Consider the following 21,990-nt stretch of genomic DNA (forward strand, 5'->3'; position numbering starts at 1 on the left):
CTCGACGAAGCCGCGGCGCCTCGCGGAACTCGCGGCGTCTCGCGTGGGCCGAGCCGAGCTGAGCTGAGCCGAGCTGAGCCGAGCTGAGCCGAGCTGAGCCGGGTCGTGCCGCACCGGGGCCGGACGGGCGAGGCGGACCCACGCCGTGCCTCCCGGCCGGCGGTCAGGCGACCGCGTCGTCCCCGGGAGCCGCCTCGGCAGCGTCGGCGTCGTCCGCGGCCTCGTGCGGGACGAGCGCGACCCCGAGCGCTGCGGCGACCGCGCCGGCGGCCGTACCCCGGTCGGTGACCTCGACGCCGTCGAGGCCCTGCCACGCGGCCGCCCGCCGCAGCGTCGCGGCGAGGCGCTCCGCGTCCAGCTGCTCACCCGGCTCCTGCCAGGCGGTCCGGACCCGGAGGACCCCGCGCTGCCGGTCGCTCTTCAGGTCGACGCGACCGGTCAGGCGGTCGTCCTGCAGGACGGGCAGCACGTAGTAGCCGAACACGCGCTTCGGCGCCGGTGTGTAGATCTCGATCCGGTAGTGGAAGTCGTACATGCGCTCCGCTCGGCGCCGGAACCAGACGACCGGGTCGAACGGGCTGAGCACCGCGTCGGCGGCGACGTGCCTCGGGACCCGGGCATCGGCGTGCAGCCAAGCGGGGTCCCGCCAGCCCTCCACCCGGACCGGCACGAGCTCGCCGCGTTCCTCGAGCTCCGTGATCGCGGCGGTGGTGTCGTCCGCGCGCAGGCGGAAGTAGTCGGCGAGGTCCGCGCGGGTCCCGACGCCGAACGCGCGCGCGGCGCGCCCGACCAACTCGGTGACGGCGGTGTGCCGGTCGGGAGCACCCTCGAGCGTGCCCGCCGGCAACACCTGGTCGGGCAGGGCGTACACGCGCTCGAACCCGGCGCGTCCGGCGCTGACGACCTCGCCCCAGCGGAACATCTGCTCGAGGCCCGCCTTCACGTCACTCCACCCCCACCACGGCCCGCGGCGGACGTTCGCCTCGTGCTCGACCGCGCTCGCGGGCAGGGGACCCTCGGTGGCGAGCAGGGCGCGGAGCTCGCGGCGGACGCTCGCGGTGCGTTCGACGCCGGCGATCCGGTTCGGCCGGGCGTCGCGTTCGCGGTACGCGTCCATCCGCCAGCGGAAGAGCGGGAGGTCGGCCCGCGGCAGGAACGCGGCCTCGTGCGCCCAGTACTCGGCGTACGGGCCGGAGCGGCGCATGGTCAAGCGGTCCAGCGTGGACTTGTCGTAGGCGCCGAGGCGGGCGAAGAGGGGCAGGTAGTGGCTGCGCTCGAAGACGTTGACCGAGTCGATCTGCAGCAGCCCGAGTCGGCCGATCGTCGTCGTCAGCGTGCGGGTGCCCACGGCGTCGCGAGCGGGTGCGCCGAAGCCCTGGGCCGCGAGGGTGACACGGCGGGCCTCGGCGGCGGAGAGCGTGGACCTGACCATGGCACGACGCTACCGATCAGCGCCGACACCGACGTCGGACGGACGTATGCCGCATCTGGAACACGCTCCGGCGCCCGTCGGTACACTCGCCGCATGGCCTGGGGAAAGAAGACGCATCCGGATCCCGTCGTCGAGCAGGTCGTGCCGACGGGCATGCGGATCGCGGGCGCGTGGTCGTGGCGAGTGCTGGTGGTCATCGGTGTCGTCGCGGTGTTCATCTACCTCGTCACGCTCTTCAGCGAGGTCCTCATCCCGTTCCTCATCGGGATCGTCGTCGCCGCCCTGCTCGTGCCGCTGTCGAACTGGATGCAGCGGCACCACGTGCCGAAGTGGATCGCCGTCGTGGTCAGCCTGGTCGGGGGTCTCGCGGCCGTCGGCGGGCTCATCTGGCTCGTCGTCGACCAGATCGCGGCGTCGTACCCCTCGCTCCGCGACCGGACGCTCTCGCAGTACGACACCATCCGCGAGTTCGTGCTGAACTCCGGGCTCGGCATCAGCCAGTCCGACCTCAACAACTACCTGAACCAGGCGACCGACTGGTTGTCGAGCAACTCCGGCTCGATCCTGTCGGGGGTGGCGAGCGCTGGTTCGTCGCTGACGCACCTGCTCACCGGGCTCTTCGTCGTCATCTTCACGGTGATCTTCCTGCTCATCGACGGCAAGAACGTCTGGCGCTGGACCGTCCGGCTGTTCCCGAAGAACGCCCGCTCGGCCATCGACGGCGCGGGTGTCGCCGGGTGGACGACGCTGACGAGCTTCATCCGCGTGCAGATCTTCGTCGCCTTCGTCGACGCGGTCGGCATCGGCATCGGCGCCGCCGCACTGCAGCTCCCGCTCGTCATCCCGATCGCCGTGTTCGTCTTCCTCGGCGCGTTCATCCCGGTCGTCGGTGCCATCGTGACGGGCTTCCTCGCCGTGTTCATCGCGCTCATCTTCAACGGCTGGGTCGCGGCCCTCGTCATGCTCGGCGTGATCCTCGTCGTGCAGCAGGTCGAGGGGCACATCCTGCAGCCCCTCGTCATGGGCAGTGCCGTCAAGGTGCACCCGCTCGCCGTCGTGCTCGGCGTGACGGCGGCGTCCGGGCTCGCGGGCATCGCCGGCGCGTTCTTCGCCGTGCCGCTGATCGCGACCGTGAACTCGATGGTCACGACGATCGCCAGCGGCCGGTGGAAGGGGCTCGACTCCGACCACGTGCTCGAGGCGAAGCAGCGCGACCACCACGCGACCGTCGAGGCCAAGAAGCGCCGCCGCTGGCGGAAGCGCCACCCCGATGGCGTCCCCGCGCCGGGCAGCGACGAGCAGCCCACCGCCGCGAAGGGGACCGCGGGCTGAGCGGGCGCTCACCGAAGGACCGTCACGAGTTCGCCGTGGACGCCCTGACGGACGATGATGGGACCGTGACCGACACCTCCGTGCCCCAGCAGCAGACCGCGGCGTTCCCCTCGCTGGCGGACATCGAGGCCGCGCAGCGGACGATCGCGGGCGTCGCGCGCGTCACGCCGATGGAGACGTCGCAGTTCCTCGCGGAGCTGCTCGGCTCACCGGTGCACCTGAAGTGTGAGAACCTGCAGCGCACCGGCGCCTACAAGGTGCGGGGCGCCTACAACCGGCTCGCCGCGCTCAGCCCCGAGCAGCGTGCGGCCGGTGTCGTCGCCGCGAGCGCCGGCAACCACGCGCAGGGCGTGGCCTTGGCCGCCCGCGAGCTCGGCATCCCGGCCACGATCTTCACGCCGGTCGGAGTCGCGCTGCCGAAGCTCCAGGCGACACGGCACTACGGCGCCGACGTGGTGCTGCGCGGCCACTCCGTGGAGGAAGCACTGAGCGCCGCCAAGGACTTCGCCGCCCACACCGGCGCGGTGTTCATCCCGCCCTTCGACCACCCGGACGTCATCGCCGGCCAGGGCACGCTCGGTCTCGAGATCATCGACCAGGTGCCCGACGTCGACACGGTGGTCGTGCCGATCGGCGGAGGCGGGGTCATCTCCGGCATCGCCCTCGCGGTGAAGGGGATGTCCGAGCGCCTGGGCCGTCCGATCCGGGTGATCGGCGTGCAGGCGGAGAACGCCGCCGCCTACCCGTCCTCGATCACCGCCGGCCAGCCGGTGACGATCACGACGAAGCCGACGATCTCGGACGGCATCGCCGTCGCCCGACCCGGCGACCTGAACTTCCCGATCATCCGCGACCTGGTCGACGACATCGTCACCGTGTCGGACGACGACACCGCCCGCGCCCTGCTCGTGCTGCTCGAGCGCGCGAAGCTCGTGGTCGAGGCAGCCGGCGCCGTCGGTGTCGCAGCGATCATGTCCGGCGCCGTCCGCGACACCGGCCGGACGGTCGTGCTGCTGAGCGGCGGCAACATCGACCCGCTCATGATGGAGCGCATCATCACCCGCGGGCTCGTCGCCGCGTCGCGTTACATCGGCATCCGCATCATGCTGCCGGACCGCCCCGGCCAGCTCGCCCGCGTCGCACAGGTCATCTCGGACGCCGGCGCCAACGTCGTCGAGGTGCTGCACACCCGGCACGGGCAGGGCCTGGTGATCAACGAGGTCGCCCTGGACCTGTCGATCGAGGCACGCGGCCCGGAACACGCGCAGGAGGTCATGAAGCGCCTCCACGAGGTCGGCTTCCGTCCGGAGCTGCTCGAGCACTGACTAGCCGCGCTGCACACGTCGGTGTCAGCGCTGCGCACGGGACGGCCGTCCCGGCGTCAGGGGCGCGTGAGCGACGCCGCGGACGGCCGGGAGGCGCGTGATGCTCCCGTCATGACCCTCACGTCGATCCTGCCCTCGCTCCGCGCCTCGCTGCCCGATCCGCTCGACCCGACGGTCTGGCCAGCCGGCACCGAGGCCACGCTCGACGACGTCCGGGTCCGCGCGGTGTCGATGCAGCGCCTGGCCGCGGTGGCCGGGACGCCCTGCGTGCACACCGCGGAGCAGGCACCGCCGCGGTACCGCCCACGCGACTGGCACCCCGCCGACGTCTGCGTGACCGTCGCGACCGTCACGCGGGTCCGGCGACCGTGGGGCGTGGCGTTCGTCGAGCTCGACGCGGTCGTTCCCGACTGCGCCGTGCTGACCGCGGCGCGGCTGATCGGCCGACGCAGCGTCGCTCCCGCGGCCGAGGTGACGCTCACGACGAACACGACCGGGACGGCCGGGCACGAGGTGCTGCTGCCGGGTGACGTCGCCGTCGGGGACCTCGTGTGCTTCCCGTGCGTCCGGTCGCTCGCGCACCGCGACGTCGTGGCGCACTGACCGGCGCCGAGCGCCCGGCCCGGCGGCGTGCGTGCGTCGCCGTGCCGGGCGACGCGCACCCGGCACCGTGCGCGCGGCCCGGCCGTCGCACAACGAGGAGCAGCTCGCGCCACGTGGTTCCGTGGTGCGAGCTGCTCCTGGTCGTGCACGGGCACGTCGCGCCGCCGGCCGCCAGCCGCCGGCCGCGGGCCGTGGCGCCGCCGCCGGCCGCCTACGGCTGGTAGCGCTCGATCTTCGTCACCTTGGCGCTGATCTCCTTGCCGTTCGGCGCGGTGTAGGTCGTCTCGTCGCCCGCGCGCAGCCCGAGGATCGCGGCACCGACCGGGCTGACCGGGCTGTACACGGTCAGGTCGGAGCCCTCGGCCACGATCTCGCGGTTGCCCACGAGGAACGTCGACTCGTCACCGGCGATGACCGCGGTCACGACGGTACCCGGCTCGACGGTGCCGTCGAAGTCCGCCTCGCCCACAGTGGCGTGCTTGAGCAGCTCGGTGAGTTGGCGGATGCGGGCTTCGATCTTGCCCTGCTCGTCCTTCGCGGCGTGGTAGCCGCCGTTCTCCTTGAGGTCGCCCTCTTCACGCGCCGCCTCGATGCGGTCCGCGATCTCCTTGCGGGCCGGGCCCGACAGCTGCGCGAGCTCGGCCGTGAGACGGTCGTGCGCCTCCTGGGTCAGCCAGGTGGTCTGCGTGTCGTTGCTCATCGGTCTCCCTTTCGACAAAGGACGAGACCGGCCGGTGTGGCCGGTCTCGTCCGCGAATCAGTCGAGTCTAGGGAACCCAGCAGTCGTGGATCAAGCCGGTCACGCCGCGGGTCGTGGTGTTCACCTCGGTCGAGATCGAGCGGGTGCGCTGCTCGGAGGCCGGCAGCGACACCTCCTTCCACCCGACGATCAAGTACGACTTGTCGAGCACCTGCACGGCGCAGCGGACCTCGGTGCCCGGGTCGGCCGACACCTGCGAGTGCACGACCGTGCTGTGGTCGGAGACGACGGTGTAGCCGAGCTCGGTGTTGTCGAGCCCGTGCGACTCCTGGTCGAGCCCGGCCCAGACGACCCACGCGACGAACACGAGCACGACGGCGATCGCTGCGACGATCCCGAACAGCCTGCCGCGGCGCCGACGCTCCGGCGTGCGCCCGTACCGATCGTCCAGCGACGCGGCCGTGCCGGGCGCGGCGGTCGCAGCGGTGGCGGTGGGGTGCAGCGGTTCGGACAGTTCGGGGCTCCTGGGGTGATTATCCTGGTCCCAGGGTAGTTCACGCCCCGCTGTGCGCTGCCCCCACGCCCGCGGTCGACGCGTGCGCGCCCCGCTCGACCCGCACCCGTGAGGATCCTCGTGCCGTTCCGCCTGCTGGCCGTCCACGCCCACCCCGACGACGAGTCGAGCAAGGGCGCCGGGACCTCCGCCCGGTACGTCGCCGAGGGACACCAGGTGATGGTCGTCTCGTGCACGGGTGGCGAGGCCGGGGACATCCTCAACGACCAGCTCGGCGAACCCGCGACGAGCCGTGCGCACCGTGACATGGCGGGCTACCGCCGGTCGGAGATGGCCGCGGCGCAGGCAGCGCTCGGGATCGACCACGTGTGGCTCGGCTACCACGACTCCGGACTGCCGGACGCCGAGAAGGGCGAGACGGTCCGTCCGGGCACGTTCTCGACGGTGCCGCTCGAGTACTCGACCGAGGCGCTCGTCCGCGTGGTCCGCCGCTTCCGCCCGCACGTGCTCGTGACCTACGACGAGAACGGCGGGTACCCGCACCCCGACCACATCCGCACGCACGAGGTCTCGGTGGCCGCGTGGCGCGACGCCGCCGACCCGACGAAGTACCCGGCAGCGGGGGAGCCGTGGGCGGTCAGCAAGCTCTACTACGAGCGCACCATGAACCCCCGCCGCTTCCGCACGATCCACGAGGCACTGCGCGAGCGCGACCCGGACAACCCGGCGGTCGAGCAGCTCCGCGAGTGGGTCGAGCGGTTCGCCGACCGGCCCGACCTCGCGACGACGCACGTCGACGTCAGCGCGTACTTCGACGCCCGCGACGCAGCGCTGCACGCGCACGCGAGCCAGGTGCCGCCGGACAGCTTCTTCTTCTCCTGGCCGAACGACCTCCTCGCGACGGTGTGGCCCACCGAGGACTACCAGCTGGTCGAGGCACGCGTGCCCACCGACCTACCGGAGTCCGACCTGTTCGCGGGGCTCCCTGACGACGAGGACACCACCGCGTGAGCACCACCCTGACGGCCATCGCCGCCGCCCCCAGCCCGAGCCCGTCGGTCGTGCCCGACGTCGACGTCACCCCCGGGGTCGCCGGCTTCATCGCGATCGCGGTCGTCGCGGTCGTGACGATCCTGCTCGTGGTCGACATGACCCGACGCATCCGCCGGACCCGGTACCGCGCGGAGATCCGGCAGCGGCTCGAGTCCGACGCCGGCGAGGGCGTCACGACGGACGAGCCGTCGCGCCGCATCGGCGAGGACGGCCGGACGGACGTGGGCGACGACACCGAACGCGGCTGACCGCGGCTTGCCGCGGCGACGTCAGCAGCAGCGACGTCGGCAGCAGCGTCATCACCGGTCGTGACGCGACCAGCAGACGGACGGGAGGCCCGTGGCGAGCGTGCCACGGGCCTCCCGTCCGTCTGCGGTCACCCTCACCGACCGCCGCCGGCGGCGGTCGCGGTCAGCGCACCGGGTCGAGGGCCACGATGAGCACGCCGACCCACTGCGCAGCGAAGGCGACGACGGTCAGGGCGTGGAAGACCTCGTGGAAGCCGAACACGGTCGGGGCGGGGTCGGGCCGCTTGAAGCCGTACACCAAGGCGCCGAGGATGTACGCCAGGCCACCGGAGAGCACGAGGATCGTCATCGGGACGCTCGCGGCGAAGAACTGCGGGAGCAGGCCGAGCGCGGCGCACCCGAGCACCAGGTAGATCGGCACGTACAGCCAGCGCGGTGCGCCGATCCACAGCACGCGGAAGGCGATGCCGAGCGCGGCGCCGGTCCACATCACCCAGAGCACGACGACCATGAGCGTGTGCGGCAACGCGCAGATCGCGATGGGCGTGTAGGTACCGGCGATCAGCAGCAGGATGTTCGTGTGGTCGATCCGCTTGAGGACCTTCTTCACCGTCGGACCCCACGGGAAGCGGTGGTAGGTCGCGGAGACGCCGAACATCAGGAGCGACGTCGCCATGAACACGGCGCTGCCGGCCTTCGCCGCCCCGCTGTCGGCCAGGGTGATGAGCACGATGCCCATCGCGATGGCGAACGGGAACGTGCCGAGGTGGATCCACCCGCGCCAGGCAGGGCGGGGTGCCTCGGTGGTGGCTGCTTCCTCGGTGAACGGGACGTGGGGGAGCGTGTCGGTCTCGTCCTGCATGGGGCGACAGTAGGGCCCCAGGCCGAACGGCAGCAGGGAGTGCACACCTCGGCACGGTCGAGGCCGCGGTGCACTACAGTCGTGGCGTGACCGGCAGGGTGGGATGGGCAGGGCGCGGCGTCCTCTACCGTGCCTACCAGCGCCGTATCCGCCGACAGATCGACGGCCAGGCGATACCGAAGCACGTCGCGATGATCGTGGACGGCAACCGTCGCTGGGCGAAGCAGCTCGGCCTCGAGTCGGCCGCCCACGGGCACCGCGCAGGTGCCGCGAAGATCCCCGAGTTCCTCGACTGGTGCGACGACCTCGGCATCGAGGTCGTGACGCTCTACCTGCTGTCCGCCGACAACCTGACCGGACGCGGCGGCGAGGAGCTCGAGCAGCTCGTCGGGATCATCGGCGACCTCGCCGGGACGCTCGCCGGGCACCGTGACTGGCGTGTGCAGCACGTCGGCTCCGACGAGGGACTGCCCGCGGGGCTCCTCGGGGCGCTCGCCGACGCCGAGGCCCTGAGCGCGGCCCACTCCGGCCTGCACGTCAACCTCGCGGTGGGCTACGGCGGCCGACGGGAGATCGCCGACGCCATGCGGAGCATCGTGCGCGCGCACGGCGAGGGCGGCGGCACCCTCGACACCCTGGCCGAGGTGCTGACGCCCGAGCTCATCGGCGACCACCTCTACACGCAGGGCCAGCCGGACCCGGACCTGGTGATCCGCACCTCGGGGGAGCAGCGACTCTCGGACTTCATGCTGTGGCAGAGCGCGCACAGCGAGTTCTACTTCGTCGAGGCCTTCTACCCGGACCTGCGCGAGGTCGACTTCCTGCGTGCCGTCCGCGACTTCGGGTTGCGCTCCCGCCGCTTCGGCGGCTGATCGCCGTCCGGACGGTCACCTCGGCTGCTGATCGCGGGCCACTCGGGGTGCCGCTGCGAGTGCGTCCCGCGGCCCAGGTTCGCTCGGGCCCGGCCGGTCCCAGTAGGCTCACAGGGTTTTCGTCCCACGGAAGGTTGCGCCTGTGAACATCGCCGAGTACGCGGCGGGCTTCGACGAGGAGTCCGGCTACCTCGACCACGCCGCCTTCGGGCCGGTGCAGACCGCCGTGCTCGAGGAGCAGCGCGTGCTCGGCACGATCCAGGAGCGCATGCGCTTCGGCGCCATGGAGACCCTCGACGAGCAGGACGCCCGGGTGCGCACCGTCGCCGCCCGGCTCGTCGGTCGCCGCGAGGACCAGGTCGTCTCGCAGACCGCCACGACCCCGGGGCTGCTGCACACCGCGTTCGGCCTGACCGGCGGGGTCCTCGTCGCTGCCGACGAGTACCCGTCGCTGCCGCTCGCACTGGCGAGCGCGGCCTCGGCCACCGGCGGCCGTGTGCAGCCCGTCGTGATCGAGTCCGGCGCCGGCTGGATGACCCCGTCGCTCGTCCAGGAGCGCCTGACCGACGACGTCACCGCGGTCGCCGTGTCCCTCGTCGACTGGCAGACCGGGTACCTCGCCGACCTCGCCGCGATCCGGGAGGTCATCGGCGACCGCCTGCTGATCGTCGACGCCATCCAGGGCTTCGGGGTCGTCGACGCCCCGTACGAGGTCGCCGACGTCGTCGCCGCCGGTGGGCAGAAGTGGCTGCACGCCGGGTGGGGCACGGGCTTCGTCGCGTTCAGCGACCGGGCCCTGAACCGCCTGCGTCCGGCGCTGTCCGGACCGCACGGCACGACCGGCTGGCCGACCGAGGTGCCGTCGGTGAAGCCGGGTGCCGCGGGCTACCAGATGACGCGCGTCGACCCGGTCGCCCAGGCACGGATGGCCGTGTCGCTCGAGCGGCTCGTGTCCGTCGGGGTCGGGGCCGTGCAGGAACGTGTGGCCGATCGCGTGGAGCGGGTGCTCGACATCGCCGACGAGTTCGGTCTGTCGGTCGAGTCGAGCCGGGACCCGCGGGAGCGCGCAGGCATCGTCGTGCTGCGACCGCCGCAGGGTCGGCTCACCGCCCTGTCCGCCGCGCTGCACAACCACGGGGTCACCGCGACGACGCGGCTCGGTGTCGCACGGGTGTCGGTCTTCGCCTCCACCACGGACGCGACGCTCGACATGTTCCGCGACGCCTGCCTGTCCTACGCCACGATGCAGTAGCGCGCTGCGCGCGGCGCGCTGCGCGCAGCGCGGCGAGACTCGGGCTGAGCGACGAATCTCGTGGCCGGAGGCCCGAGAAGTGTCGGTGAGCGCGAGACTCGGACCCATCGTCGGAGGCCGTGCGCGGCCCGCGTTCACGCGACCGTAACCTGCGGAACCGCGTGTCGCGGCACGCCTGTCAGGGGCCGGTCGTAGCTTGGCCCCACCGGGCACAGTGCCCGGTCGAAGCGGCCAGGCAACGGTGCTTCGGGACCGCTCTCCGGCCGCGTCGAGGACAGTGACCGGGCCGAGTGCGGCCCGGGGATGGAGTGGTCGTGACCTCTCGTAACGTCTCTCGCGAAGCCGCCCAGCGGACCACCGCGGACTCGTCCACACCGGTCGCCCAACGCACGTACGTGCTCGACACCTCGGTGCTCCTCAGTGATCCGCGGGCCCTGTTCCGCTTCGCCGAGCACGCCGTGGTGCTGCCCGTGGTCGTCGTCAGCGAGCTGGAGTCCAAGCGCAACGACCCGGAGATCGGGTACTTCGCGCGGCAGGCACTGCGGCTGCTCGACGAACTGCGCATCGAGCACGAGCGTCTCGACTTCCCCGTCGCACTCGACGGCGGCGGCTCGTTCCGCGTCGAGCTGAACCACTCCAACCAGTCCGTGCTGCCGTCGGGGCTGCAGCTCGGAGACAACGACTCGCGGATCCTGGCCGTCGCGTCGAACCTGGCGAACGACGGGCTCGATGTCGTCGTCGTGTCGAAGGACCTGCCGCTGCGGGTCAAGGCCTCTTCCATCGGCATGGCGGCCGAGGAGTACCGCGCCGAGCTCGCCGTCGACTCCGGCTACACGGGCATCACCGACCTGCAGGTCTCCGGCGAGCAGATGAGCGACCTGTACGAGCGCGAGGAGATCCGGACCTCGACGCTCGACGGGGTGCCCGTCAACACCGGTGTCGTCATCCACTCGGAGCGCGGGTCGGCCCTCGGACGCGTGCACGAGGCCGGCGCGGTGTCGCTCGTCCGTGGCGACCGCGAGGTGTTCGGGCTGCGCGGCCGCTCCGCGGAGCAGCGGCTCGCGATCGACGCCCTGCTCGACCCGGAGATCGGCATCGTGTCCCTGGGCGGCAGCGCCGGCACGGGCAAGTCCGCGCTCGCGCTGTGCGCCGGGCTCGAGGCCGTGCTCGAACGGCAGCAGCACAAGAAGATCATGGTGTTCCGGCCGCTCTACGCCGTGGGCGGGCAGGAGCTCGGGTACCTGCCCGGTGACGCCTCCGAGAAGATGAACCCGTGGGCGCAGGCGGTCTTCGACACACTCGGCGCACTGGTGTCCGACAACGTCCTCGACGAGGTGGTCGAGCGCGGGATCCTCGAGGTCCTGCCGCTGACGCACATCCGCGGACGCTCCCTGCACGACGCGTTCGTGATCGTGGACGAGGCGCAGTCCCTCGAGCGGAACGTCCTGCTCACGATGCTGTCGCGCATCGGGCAGAACTCGCGGGTCGTCCTGACGCACGACGTCGCACAGCGGGACAACCTGCGGGTCGGCCGGCACGACGGGGTCGCCACGGTGATCGAGCGGCTGAAGGGGCACCCGCTGTTCGCACACGTGACGCTGACCCGCTCGGAGCGGTCGGCGATCGCGGCGCTCGTGACCGAGCTGCTCGACTCGCCCGACCTCGGGTAGCGGAGGTGGCGCCGCGCCGAGTCTCGTTCTGAGCGACACTTCTCGCGCTCGGCGGCCCGAGAAGTGTCGCTGGGCGCGAGTCTCGGGCAACCAGCACGACGGACGGGAGGCGCGGTGCCAGCCGGCACCGCGCCTCCCGTCAGCGGGTGGCGCCCGTCAGTTCGGGTGCGTCATCGACAGCACGTCGAGCGCGCTGTCCAGCTGCTCCTCGGTGACCTCGCCGCGTTCGACGTGGCCCAGGGCGACGACGGCCTCGCGCACCGTGATGCCCTCGGCGACGGCGTACTTGGCGACCTTGGCGGCGGCCTCGTACCCGATGACGCGGTTGAGCGGCGTGACGATCGACGGCGACGACTCGGCGAAGGCGCGCGCACGCTCGAGGTTCGCCTGCAGCCCGTCGACGGTCTTGTCGGCCAGCACCCGCGAGCTGTTCGCGAGCAGGCGGATCGACTCGAGCAGCGCCGTGCCCATCACCGGGATCGCGACGTTGAGCTCGAAGGAACCCGAGGCGCCTGCCCACGCGACGGTCGCGTCGTTGCCGATGACCCGGGCCGCGACCATCAGGGTCGCCTCGGGGATGACCGGGTTGACCTTGCCGGGCATGATCGACGAGCCGGGCTGCAGGTCGGGGATGTGCAGTTCGCCGAGACCCGTGTTCGGACCGGAGCCCATCCAGCGCAGGTCGTTGTTGATCTTCGTCAGGCTGACCGCGATGACCTTGAGGGCACCCGACGCCTCGACCAGTGCGTCACGGGCGCCCTGGGCCTCGAAGTGGTCGAGCGCCTCGGTGATCGGCAGTCCGGTGTCCGAGGCCAGCCGGGCGATGACCTGCTGCGGGAAGCCCTTCGGCGTGTTGATGCCGGTGCCGACCGCGGTGCCGCCGAGCGGGACCTCGGCGACGCGGGGGAGCGTGGCCTGCACGCGCTCGATGCCGAGGCGGACCTGCCGGGCGTAGCCGCCGAACTCCTGGCCGAGGGTGACCGGGGTGGCGTCCATCAGGTGGGTGCGCCCGGACTTCACCGCGTCGGCCCAGAGCGTGGCCTTGGCCTCGAGGGACTCCGCCAGGTGCTCGAGCGCGGGGACGAGCGTGCGGATGAGGGCCTCGGTCACGGCGACGTGCACGGAGGTCGGGAAGACGTCGTTCGACGACTGCGACGCGTTCACGTGGTCGTTCGGGTGGACGTCCGTGCCGGCGATGCGGGTCGCCAGGGTCGCCAGGACCTCGTTCATGTTCATGTTCGACGAGGTGCCGCTGCCGGTCTGGTAGACGTCCACCGGGAACTGGTCGTGGTGGTCGCCGCCGATGATCGTGTCGGCGGCCTGCGCGATCGCGTCGGCGACGGCCGGGTCGACGATGCCGAGGGAACCGTTGACGACCGCCGCGGCTCGCTTGATCCGGGCGAGGGCGACGATCTGCGCCGGCTCGAGACCGCTGCCCGAGATCGGGAAGTTCTCCACGGCGCGCTGGGTCTGGGCACGGTACAGGGCCGATGCCGGGACCCGGACCTCGCCCATCGTGTCGCGCTCGATGCGGTACTCGCCCTCGGGGCTGCCGTTCGTGGCTGTGGTCGCGGTGGTGTCGGTCACGTCGTCGTGGTCCTTCCTGTGGTGCACCGGCGCGGTCGCGTCGGTGCGGTCGTGGTGCCCCGTCGGTGTCGGGACGGTCGTCGTCGGTGCCGGTCAGGCCTCGCCGACGACGGTGTCGACGGAGACCTCGCCGGTCCCCAGGTCGTAGGTCGCGCCGACGACGGCGAGCCGGCCCTCGGCGATCGCGTCGGAGACGACGCCGGAGCGCTCGATCACCTGGCGGAGCGTGGCCTCGAGGTGCGCGGCACCGACGGCCTCCTGCGGGAGCTCGGCATCGGTCGCGCGGACCCGCTCGACGCTCGGCGCGATCGCGTCGACGAGCGACTGCAGGTGCGGGGCGGGAACGGGCTCACCCGAGCGCGCTGCGGCGACGGCCCCGCACGCGGTGTGTCGGAGGACGACGACGAGCGGGGTGCCGAGGGCGACGACCGCGAACTCGATCGAGCCGAGCACGACGTCGTCGACGATCTGACCGGCGTTGCGGATCGCGAACAGGTCACCGATCCCGGCGTCGAACACGTGCTCGAACGGCACGCGGGAGTCGGAGCACCCGAGCACGGTCGCGAACGGGGCCTGCGAGCCGGTGAGCTCGCCGCGACGGTCCGGGTCGATCCGACCGGTGCGGCGCTTGTCGGCGGCGAAGCGGGCGTTGCCCTCGACGAGCAGGCGGAGGGCGTCGGACGGGGTGGATGCGGCGCGGTCGGGCATGGTCTTCCTCGTGCTTCGGGTTCGGTCGGGTGGGGTCAGTTCGCGAACTGCTCGGTCACGGCCTTCGCGACGGTCGTGAACGACGAGTCGTCGGCGGTGCCGGACAGGACGATCGTGCTGTCGCCGAAGGTGTGGACGAGCGAGTACGCGTGGTTGCCGGCGTCCTTGCCCTCGTCGCGGCGGTCGTACACGGTCCACTTCGTGCCGTCGATGGTGCGGTCGCCGGTGGACGGCTTCTGGTCGAGCTGGTTCGCCACCCAGGACGCGTTCGCGTCGAGGCCCTGCTGCAGACCGATGTACTGGCGGTCCGGGGTGACGAGTCCGACGGTCCAGACCCGGACGCCGTCCGAGGTCTTGTCCTGGAAGTCGGCGCGGTTCGAGGTGAAGCCGTCGGGCAGGTCCGGTGCCGCGAGCGTCACGCCGGGCACGTCCGCGCCGGCGGCGACCTGCTGGTAGTCGACCGAGCGGTCGACGGTCTGGTCGGGCCGGACCACGACGGCGACCAGGAAGAGGACGATGCCGAGCGAGGCGATGAGCGCGAGGACGAGGTTGAACGCGGTCTGGTGCTCGCGTCGGGTGCGGCGCGCGGCGTCCTTCCGGGCCCAGGTCTCCTCCGGGGTCTCCGGGCGGCCGAGCTCGGCGACGACGGGACGTCCGTCGCGGTCGGTCACCGTGCTGCCCCGTCGTGGTCGGCGGTGTCCGCACCGGTCGATGCGGCACGGGCGGCGTCCAGCCGGGCCCGTGCACCGACGAGCCACTCCTCGCAGCGGGCCGCGAGGGCTTCGCCACGTTCCCAGAGTGCGAGCGAACGCTCGAGCGTCGCGGACCCCTGCTCCAGCTCACCGACGACGCGCACGAGTTCGTCGCGCGCTGCCTCGTAGCTCAGCGACTGCACGTCGGACGGCACGGGTTCCTGCTGGGATGACACACCCCGATCCTACCGAGCGCCCTCCGACGTGGCGCACCCGCGGCCGAGGGTGTGGAGAACGGGCTACGCCCCCGAACCGTCCGGCCCGGGACCCTCCGGCTCGAGCGTGCCCGTCGCGGTGCCGGCACCGAGCGTGACGTGCACCGGGGTCGCGCCGTCGAGGTCCTCGGTGCCGCGCACGACGCCGCCGTCCGTCCGCTGCACGATCGCGTACCCGCGGCGCAGGGTGTCGCGCGGCGAGAGCGCCCGCAGGCGTCCGGTCAGGTGCCCGACGTCGCTGTGCGAGCGTTCGAGTCGTCGGTCCAGCAGCTCGCGAGCACGGGACAGGTCGCGCGCGACCTCCTCTGCCCGGGTGTCCACGAGCCATGCCGTCGACGCCAGGGCCGGACGGGACCGGAGTGCCGCGATCCGGTCGGCCTCGACCGACAGGGTGTGCGAGAGGCGAAGTCCGAGCCGGGCCCGTGCCTGCCGTACGTTCGCGAGCTCCTCGGCGACGTCGGGCACCACGCGCTTCGCGGCGTCGGTCGGGGTCGAGGCGCGCAGGTCGGCGACCTCGTCGAGGATGGGCCGGTCGGCCTCGTGCCCGATCGCGGACACGATCGGGGTGGTGGCGGCGGCCGCGGTCCGGACGAGCCCCTCGTCGCTGAAGCCGAGCAGGTTCTGGAAGTCGCCGCCGCCCCGGGCGACGATGATGACGTCGACCGTCGGATCGGCGTCGAGCTCGACGATCGCCGCGGTCACCTCGCCGACGGCGCGCTCGCCCTGGACCGCCGTGTGCACCGTGCGGAACTCGACCTGCGGCCATCGCAGCTGCGCGTTCCGCTTGACGTCCTTCTCGGCGTCGGAGTCCTTGCCCGTGATGAGCCCGATGCGGTGCGGCAGGAACGGTAGGCGCTTCTTGCGGGACGGGTCGAACAGCCCCTCGTCGGCCAGGGTGCGTCGGAGTCGCTCGAGCCGTTCGAGCAGGTCACCGAGCCCGACGTGCTTCATCTCGACCACCTGCATGGTGAGCGAGCCGCCCTTGACCCAGTAGTTCGGCTTGACGGCCGCGACGACCCGGGCGCCCTGCCGCAGGTCCGCCGGCACCCGGGAGCGCACGCTCGACCAGATCGAGAACGACACGGTCGCGTCGACCTCGACGTCCTTGAGCTTGCCGTAGACGTTGCCGCCGGCGACGTTCCACTGCGTGATCTCGCCCTCGACCCAGGCGGTACCGAGCCGGTCGATCCAGTCGCGGAGCTTCGCTCCGAGCAGGGCGACGGGCCACGGGTTGTCGGCCGTCGGCGGGCCCTGTTCGATCGCCATGCCCCCATCGTGCCGCATGCCGACGACAGCGCCGACACGCGCTGCTGCACGCCTGCCCCGGCGCGCGCCGGCGACAGCGCCGCACCCAGGCCCCGCGCGTGCCCGGCACCTATCATCGGGGGCGTGACGATCACCAACGGCCGCACGGTCCCGCTCGCCCCGCCCCGGGTGCACGCAGCGCGCGGCCGACTGCGGGACGAGCCGGTCGCCGGCACGAAGAAGGTCCTGCTCGCCGCCCCCCGCGGGTACTGCGCGGGTGTCGACCGCGCCGTGGTCGCCGTCGAGAAGGCGCTCGAGCAGTACGGCGAGCCGGTCTACGTGCGGAAGCAGATCGTCCACAACGTCCACGTCGTCTCCACGCTCGAGCAGCGCGGCGCGGTGTTCGTCGACGACGTCGCCGAGGTCCCGCGCGGCGCGCACGTCGTCTTCAGCGCGCACGGCGTCTCACCCGCCGTCGTGGCCGGTGCCGCGGAGCGTGACCTGCACGCGATCGACGCGACCTGCCCCCTCGTGACCAAGGTCCACCGCGAGGCCACCCGTTTCGCGAAGGCTGACCGCACGATCGTCCTCATCGGCCACGCCGGGCACGAGGAGGTCGAGGGCACCATGGGGCACGCCGCCGAGCGCACGATCCTGGTGAACGGCCCCGCGGACGTCGCCGCGCTCGAGGTCCCCGACCCCGACAACCTCGTCTGGCTGTCGCAGACCACGCTGAGCGTCGACGAGACGATGGAGACCGTGCGGTTGCTGCGCGAGCGGTTCCCGTCGATCGAGAACCCCCCGTCGGACGACATCTGCTACGCCACGCAGAACCGCCAGGTCGCGGTGAAGAAGGTCGCCCCCGCGGCGGACCTCGTCATCGTGGTCGGCTCGGCGAACTCGTCGAACAGCGTGCGGCTCGTCGACGTCGCCCTCGAGTACGGTGCAGCCGCCGCACACCGCGTCGACTACGCCGAGGAGATCCGTCAGGACTGGCTCGACGGTGTCCGCACGGTGGGCGTCACCAGCGGCGCCTCGGTCCCCGAGGAACTCGTCACCGAGGTGCTCGAGCAGCTCGCGGACGCCGGCTACGGCACCGTGGAGGAGGTCGTGACCGCCCACGAGGACCTCATGTTCTCGCTCCCCAAGGAGCTCCGCACGGACGCCTCGGGCAACCCCACCCGCGCCCTCGGCGGGCGTCGCTCGTGAGCGGCGACTGGTCGTCGGCACCGGCCCGCGAGCCGGGCCACGTCGACGAGACCGCGCTCGGCCGGGAGGCCCGCCCCACGTCCGCCGCACCGGCAGCCGGTCGGCGGGACGGCCGGGTCCACGGCACGCCGGCACCCGAGTACGGCGAGTACGCACCGGACGGCTGGGTCAACCCGGTCCTGGTCGAGCAGGAACGGCTCGAACGGCAACGCCGCGAGGCCGAGGAGCGCGACCGCGCAGCCGCGGGGACGCCGGCCGGCCGGGGTACAGCCGGGCAGGACCGTCGGACGGGCGCCCGCAGCAACCGTGGAGCCGCTCCGTCCCGGGGCCCGGCGGCCGGGCGGGAACGGCCGACGGCGCTGTCGAGCCGCTTCGGCGCGTCGCAGTTCGACTTCGTGGTGAGCGTCGCCCTGCTCGCGTTCGGTCTGCTCTCGGTCGTGCAGGCGCTCGCCGTGCGTGACGTCGCCTCCGCCGTTCGCAGGGCGTTCGAACAGCAGGGCCTGCAGCTCTCCGACCCCGCGGCACTGTCGACCGCCGCGGTCGTCGGAGCCATCGCGAACGTCGTCGTGTTCGCCCTCGTCGCGTGGTGGTCCGTGCGTCGACTGGCTGCCCGACGGTGGACGTTCTGGGTCCCGCTGCTCGGCGGGGCCGTGGCGTCGCTGATCAGCCTGGTCGCGTTCGCCGTGGTGATGTTCCAGGACCCGGGCTTCGTGCAGGTGCTGATGCAGCAGTCGGGCGCCTGACCCGCAGACGCCCGACCGGGTCCGTCAGCCGGCCAGGAAGGCGGCGACCGCTCCGTGCAGTGCTGCGAGGTCGTCGACGTGCACGAGCTCGCGCACCGAGTGCATCGACAGCAGGCCGACGCCGATGTCGATCGTCGGGATGCCCAGTCGTGTCGCCGCGATCGGGCCGATGGTCGAGCCGCCGGGGATCGTGTTCACGTTGACGAACGGCTGCCAGGACACCCCGGCGGCGTCGCACGCGGCAGCCCAGACCGCCTCGCCCTTCGCCTCGGTCATGTAGCGCTGGTTCGCGCTGATCTTCAGGAGCGGCCCGCCTCCCGGACGCGGGCGGTTGGTCGGGTCGTGCTTCTCGGGCTGGTTCGGGTGCACGAGGTGCCCGGCGTCGCTCGACAGCAGCCACGAGGCTCGGAACGCCCGAGCAGCCTCGGACCGGGTGGCCCCGAGTCCCTCCTGCACGCGGCCGAGGACGTCCTCGAGGAACGGTCCGCCGGCACCCGACGGGGTCGACGAGCCGATCTCCTCGTGGTCGAACGCCCCGAACACCGGGACGTGGTCGCCGTCGGTCGGTGCGTCGACGATCCCGCGGAGCCCGGCGTGCACGCTCGTCAGGTTGTCCATCCGGCCGGACGCCAGGAACTCCCGGTCGATGCCGATCCGTGCCGGGGCCTGCGTGTCCGCGAGGAAGAGGTCCCACGACACCGCGTCGTCCCCGAGCCGTCCGCGCAGCCACGCGAGCACGTCGGTGCCGCCGGTGGTGCCGTCCGTGCCGACGACCGGCAGGGTGTGGCGCTGTCGGTCGATCTCCTTGCCGTCGTTCACCCCGCGGTCGAGGTGGATCGCGAGGTTCGGGATCCGGGCCACCGCGTCGGTCGAGACGAGGCGGACCGATCCGTCGGCGTCGACCACACGGCCGGCGATGCGGAGGTCGCGGTCGAACCAGGTCGACAGGAGCGCGCCGCCGTAGACCTCGACGTTGAGCTGCTCCCACCCGCCCACGCGCACGGCCGGGTTCGGCTTGATGCGGAAGCCGGGGGAGTCGGTGTGTGCACCGAGGATCCGGAAGGGGGTGGTGGGCGTCGCCGACTCCGGCAGACGCCAGGCGATGACCGCGCCGTCACGGACGACGACGTAGGCGCCCGCCTCGGTCGGCCAGGCGTCGAGCTCCGACAGCTCGGTGAACCCCGCTGCGACGAGCTGGTCCCGCGCGACCGCGGCCGCGTGGAACGCGGTGGGGGACTCGGTGACGTACTGGGCGAACGAGGAGGCGATGGCGTCGGTGGTCACCGGTCCATCGTGTCACGGGCGGTGGGGGCGACCGGACGCGGAACGGGCGCGTCCGTCGGACGCGCCCCGTTCCTGCCGGCCGGTGACCCCCGGATTGCGGTCGGATCAGCCCTTGCTGTTGCCGGCCGAGCCGAGGACCTTCGCGGCCTCGACGACGCGGGCCGCCATGGCGGTCTCGGCGACCTTGCCCCACGCGCGCGGGTCGTACTGCTTCTTGTTGCCGACCTCGCCGTCGATCTTCAGCACGCCCTCGTAGTTGCGGAACATCGAGTCGGCGATCGAGCGCGTGAACGCGTACTGCGTGTCCGTGTCGATGTTCATCTTGATGACGCCGTTGCGGACCGCCTCGTGGATCTCCTCGTCGGTCGAGCCGGAGCCGCCGTGGAACACGAGGTCGAGCGGGTTCTCGCCGGTGCCGTGCTTCTGCGCGACCGAGGCCTGGATCTCGCCGAGGAGCTCCGGGCGCAGCTTCACGTTGCCCGGCTTGTAGACGCCGTGCACGTTGCCGAACGTGAGGGCGGCGATCCAGCGGCCCCGATCGCCCAGCCCGAGCGCGTCGACGACCTTCTCGACGTCGTTCGGGGTCGTGTACAGCGCATCGTTGGTGCCCTCGTGCTGGACGCCGTCCTCCTCGCCGCCGACGACGCCGATCTCGACCTCGAGGATCGCGTTGATGTTGCGCGTCTTCTCGATCATCGTCCGGGCGATCTCGATGTTCTCGTCGAGCGGCACGGCCGAGCCGTCCCACATGTGCGACTGGAAGATCGGGTTGCGGCCCTGACGGACCTCCTCCTCGCTCGCGGCGATGAGGGGCATGACGAAGCCGTCGAGGGCGTCCTTCGGGCAGTGGTCGGTGTGCAGCGCGACGGTGACGTCGTAGTTCTTCGCGACCTCGTGGGCGAAGCGCGCCATCGCGAGGGCACCGGCGGCGCGGTTCTTCACCGTGTGCCCGGCGAAGTAGTCGGCACCACCGGTGGTGACCTGGAGGATGCCGTCCGAGCCGGCCTCCTGCAGGCCCTGGAGGACCGCGTTGATCGTCTGGGAGGAGGACACGTTCACCGCGGGGTAGGCGAACTTGCCGGCCTTCGCTCGTTCGAGCATCTCGGCGTACTGTTCCGGCGTTGCGATGGGCACTGCGATCTCCTTCGACTGGTGGTTCCCCGCCGAGCCTAGTCAGCGGCACTGGAGGCGCGGTGGTCGTTACGCGGGTACCTTCCGGGCGTCGTGCACATGCGTTCACGACGTCCGCTGCTGCGGCCCCGGCTGGTCGCCGGTCGGTAGGCTCTGGTCGTGACTCCCACGACTGAGACCGGCTCCCTGTTCCTCCAGCCCGACCGCAACCTGGCGCTCGAGCTCGTGCGTGCGACGGAGGCCGCCGCGATCCGTGCGCAGCCGTGGGTCGGCCGGGGCGAGAAGAACCTCGCGGACGGTGCGGCCGTCGACGCGATGCGGAAGTTCCTCGGCACGGTGAACTTCGACGGCGTGGTCGTCATCGGCGAGGGCGAGAAGGACGACGCCCCGATGCTGTTCAACGGCGAGCACGTCGGCAACGGCCACGGCCCGGCCTGCGACATCGCGGTCGACCCGATCGACGGCACCTCGCTCACCGCCGCCGGCCGGCAGAACGCCATCTCCGTGATGGCCGTGTCGGACCGCGGGTCGATGTACGACCCGTCGGCCGTGTTCTACATGGACAAGATCGCCGCGGGTCCCGAGGGTCGCGGGATCCTCGACCTCGAGAAGCCGATCGGTGAGAACATCCGCGCGCTCGCGAAGGCGAAGCACAAGGACATCGAGGACATGCAGATCGCCGTCCTCGACCGCCCGCGCCACGACGAGCTCATCCGCGCGATCCGCGCCACGGGTGCCGGCACCCGGCTGCTGCTCGACGGCGACGTCGCCGGCGGCATCTCGGCCGCGCTGCCCGGCTCGAAGATCGACATGTGCGTCGGTGTCGGCGGTACCCCGGAGGGCATCATCACCGCGTGCGCGATCAAGGCGCTCGGTGGTGTGATCCTCGGCAAGCTCCAGCCGAAGGACGACGAGGAGCGCCAGAAAGCCCTCGACGCCGGGCACGACCTGGACAAGGTCCTCGACCAGGACGACCTGGTGACGGGCGACAACACGTTCTTCGTCGCGACGGGTGTCACCGACGGTGTGCTCGTGGACGGTGTCCGTCGTTCGCGCGGCGTCATCCACACGGACTCGCTCGTCCTGCGCTCGCGCTCGAACACGATCCGCCGCATCCAGGCCGACCACCGCGCCGAGAAGTGGTTCTGATCCGCCCGGTGCGCTGACCTCCTCCGGGACGCCTGACCGCTCGCACAACGAGAAGCACCCCGCACCACGGGATCACGTGGTTCGGGGTGCTTCTCGTTGTGCGG

At 72.1% G+C, this 21,990-nt stretch carries 22 protein-coding genes; 11 read left to right on the plus strand and 11 right to left on the minus strand.

What is annotated here, in order from left to right:
• Nucleotides 1-163 precede the first annotated feature (163 nt).
• Nucleotides 164-1,432 carry a winged helix-turn-helix domain-containing protein gene (locus ABIC52_RS13200; RefSeq protein WP_354027547.1) on the minus strand — a complete coding sequence of 423 codons (1,269 nt, stop codon included), beginning with the start codon at nt 1,430-1,432 and terminating at the stop codon, nt 164-166.
• Between the two features lie 93 nt (nt 1,433-1,525).
• Between ABIC52_RS13200 and ABIC52_RS13205 the strand changes: the two genes are divergently transcribed.
• From ABIC52_RS13205 to ABIC52_RS13215, 3 genes are all read left to right on the plus strand, one after another.
• Nucleotides 1,526-2,764, plus strand: coding sequence for an AI-2E family transporter (locus ABIC52_RS13205; RefSeq protein ID WP_209823155.1), 1,239 nt, complete (start codon nt 1,526-1,528; stop codon nt 2,762-2,764).
• 65 nt (nt 2,765-2,829) lie between these two features.
• Entirely contained in the window at nt 2,830-4,089 is a 1,260-nt protein-coding gene (ilvA, locus tag ABIC52_RS13210; protein ID WP_126890819.1) for a threonine ammonia-lyase, read from the plus strand.
• A 111-nt stretch (nt 4,090-4,200) separates the two neighbouring features.
• Nucleotides 4,201-4,692, plus strand: coding sequence for a hypothetical protein (locus ABIC52_RS13215; protein ID WP_354027548.1), 492 nt, complete (start codon nt 4,201-4,203; stop codon nt 4,690-4,692).
• Nucleotides 4,693-4,903: 211 nt separating this feature from the next.
• Here the strand turns inward: ABIC52_RS13215 and greA are convergent, their stop codons facing one another.
• Together greA and ABIC52_RS13225 are read right to left on the minus strand one after the other, a co-directional pair.
• Entirely contained in the window at nt 4,904-5,392 is a 489-nt protein-coding gene (gene greA / locus ABIC52_RS13220) for a transcription elongation factor GreA (RefSeq protein WP_126890821.1), read from the minus strand.
• Nucleotides 5,393-5,459: 67 nt separating this feature from the next.
• A complete protein-coding gene (locus tag ABIC52_RS13225; RefSeq protein ID WP_354027549.1) occupies nt 5,460-6,119 on the minus strand; it encodes a DUF4307 domain-containing protein in 660 nt (219 codons plus the stop codon).
• On the opposite strand from ABIC52_RS13225, the gene mca reads away from it, so the two are divergent.
• Both mca and ABIC52_RS13235 read left to right on the plus strand, forming a co-directional pair.
• Nucleotides 6,027-6,917 carry a mycothiol conjugate amidase Mca gene (gene mca, locus ABIC52_RS13230; RefSeq protein ID WP_209823159.1) on the plus strand — a complete coding sequence of 297 codons (891 nt, stop codon included), beginning with the start codon at nt 6,027-6,029 and terminating at the stop codon, nt 6,915-6,917. The two genes, ABIC52_RS13225 and mca, sit on opposite strands and share 93 nt — an antisense overlap.
• Entirely contained in the window at nt 6,914-7,207 is a 294-nt protein-coding gene (locus ABIC52_RS13235; RefSeq protein WP_354027550.1) for a hypothetical protein, read from the plus strand. The genes mca and ABIC52_RS13235 overlap by 4 nt, the downstream gene beginning before the upstream one ends.
• 163 nt (nt 7,208-7,370) lie before the next feature.
• Here the strand turns inward: ABIC52_RS13235 and trhA are convergent, their stop codons facing one another.
• Complete coding sequence (gene trhA, locus ABIC52_RS13240) at nt 7,371-8,069, minus strand: PAQR family membrane homeostasis protein TrhA (RefSeq protein WP_126890825.1); 699 nt, start codon at nt 8,067-8,069, stop codon at nt 7,371-7,373.
• A gap of 86 nt (nt 8,070-8,155) precedes the next feature.
• On the opposite strand from trhA, the gene ABIC52_RS13245 reads away from it, so the two are divergent.
• The 3 genes from ABIC52_RS13245 (at nt 8,156) to phoH2 (ending at nt 11,863) form a co-directional block, all read left to right on the plus strand.
• Nucleotides 8,156-8,941, plus strand: a complete 786-nt coding sequence (locus ABIC52_RS13245; RefSeq protein WP_238638099.1) for an isoprenyl transferase — start codon at nt 8,156-8,158, stop codon at nt 8,939-8,941.
• Nucleotides 8,942-9,083: 142 nt separating this feature from the next.
• Nucleotides 9,084-10,193, plus strand: a complete 1,110-nt coding sequence (locus tag ABIC52_RS13250; protein WP_354027551.1) for an aminotransferase class V-fold PLP-dependent enzyme — start codon at nt 9,084-9,086, stop codon at nt 10,191-10,193.
• 314 nt (nt 10,194-10,507) lie between these two features.
• The gene (gene phoH2, locus ABIC52_RS13255; protein ID WP_354027552.1) at nt 10,508-11,863 is read left to right on the plus strand and encodes an RNA 5'-3' helicase PhoH2; all 1,356 of its coding nucleotides are present in this window, start codon (nt 10,508-10,510) and stop codon (nt 11,861-11,863) included.
• Nucleotides 11,864-12,019: 156 nt separating this feature from the next.
• On the opposite strand, the gene ABIC52_RS13260 is transcribed toward phoH2, so the two are convergent.
• From ABIC52_RS13260 to xseA, 5 genes are all read right to left on the minus strand, one after another.
• A complete protein-coding gene (locus ABIC52_RS13260; RefSeq protein ID WP_209677622.1) occupies nt 12,020-13,450 on the minus strand; it encodes a class II fumarate hydratase in 1,431 nt (476 codons plus the stop codon).
• Between the two features lie 93 nt (nt 13,451-13,543).
• Complete coding sequence (locus tag ABIC52_RS13265; protein ID WP_126890828.1) at nt 13,544-14,158, minus strand: carbonic anhydrase; 615 nt, start codon at nt 14,156-14,158, stop codon at nt 13,544-13,546.
• 35 nt (nt 14,159-14,193) lie between these two features.
• Nucleotides 14,194-14,829, minus strand: a complete 636-nt coding sequence (locus ABIC52_RS13270) for a DUF4245 domain-containing protein (protein WP_209677624.1) — start codon at nt 14,827-14,829, stop codon at nt 14,194-14,196.
• Entirely contained in the window at nt 14,826-15,086 is a 261-nt protein-coding gene (locus ABIC52_RS13275; protein ID WP_126890830.1) for an exodeoxyribonuclease VII small subunit, read from the minus strand. The genes ABIC52_RS13270 and ABIC52_RS13275 overlap by 4 nt, the downstream gene beginning before the upstream one ends.
• A 63-nt stretch (nt 15,087-15,149) precedes the next feature.
• On the minus strand, nt 15,150-16,391 hold the full coding sequence (gene xseA, locus ABIC52_RS13280; RefSeq protein ID WP_209677626.1) for an exodeoxyribonuclease VII large subunit: 1,242 nt from the start codon (nt 16,389-16,391) through the stop codon (nt 15,150-15,152).
• 123 nt (nt 16,392-16,514) lie between these two features.
• On the opposite strand from xseA, the gene ABIC52_RS13285 reads away from it, so the two are divergent.
• The gene (locus ABIC52_RS13285) at nt 16,515-17,579 is read left to right on the plus strand and encodes a 4-hydroxy-3-methylbut-2-enyl diphosphate reductase (RefSeq protein WP_435526079.1); all 1,065 of its coding nucleotides are present in this window, start codon (nt 16,515-16,517) and stop codon (nt 17,577-17,579) included.
• On the plus strand, nt 17,576-18,322 hold the full coding sequence (locus ABIC52_RS13290) for a DUF6264 family protein (protein WP_354027553.1): 747 nt from the start codon (nt 17,576-17,578) through the stop codon (nt 18,320-18,322). The genes ABIC52_RS13285 and ABIC52_RS13290 overlap by 4 nt, the downstream gene beginning before the upstream one ends.
• Nucleotides 18,323-18,346: 24 nt before the next feature.
• Here ABIC52_RS13290 and ABIC52_RS13295 read toward each other — a convergent pair whose 3' ends face one another.
• Both ABIC52_RS13295 and fbaA read right to left on the minus strand, forming a co-directional pair.
• Nucleotides 18,347-19,606, minus strand: coding sequence for a M18 family aminopeptidase (locus ABIC52_RS13295; RefSeq protein ID WP_354027554.1), 1,260 nt, complete (start codon nt 19,604-19,606; stop codon nt 18,347-18,349).
• A gap of 105 nt (nt 19,607-19,711) precedes the next feature.
• A complete protein-coding gene (fbaA, locus tag ABIC52_RS13300) occupies nt 19,712-20,740 on the minus strand; it encodes a class II fructose-bisphosphate aldolase (protein ID WP_250367070.1) in 1,029 nt (342 codons plus the stop codon).
• Between the two features lie 156 nt (nt 20,741-20,896).
• On the opposite strand from fbaA, the gene glpX reads away from it, so the two are divergent.
• Nucleotides 20,897-21,886 carry a class II fructose-bisphosphatase gene (glpX, locus tag ABIC52_RS13305; RefSeq protein WP_126890835.1) on the plus strand — a complete coding sequence of 330 codons (990 nt, stop codon included), beginning with the start codon at nt 20,897-20,899 and terminating at the stop codon, nt 21,884-21,886.
• Nucleotides 21,887-21,990 lie beyond the last annotated feature (104 nt).

Origin of the sequence: Curtobacterium oceanosedimentum (assembly GCF_040545555.1) — a bacterium.
Taxonomy (GTDB): Bacteria; Actinomycetota; Actinomycetes; order Actinomycetales; family Microbacteriaceae; genus Curtobacterium.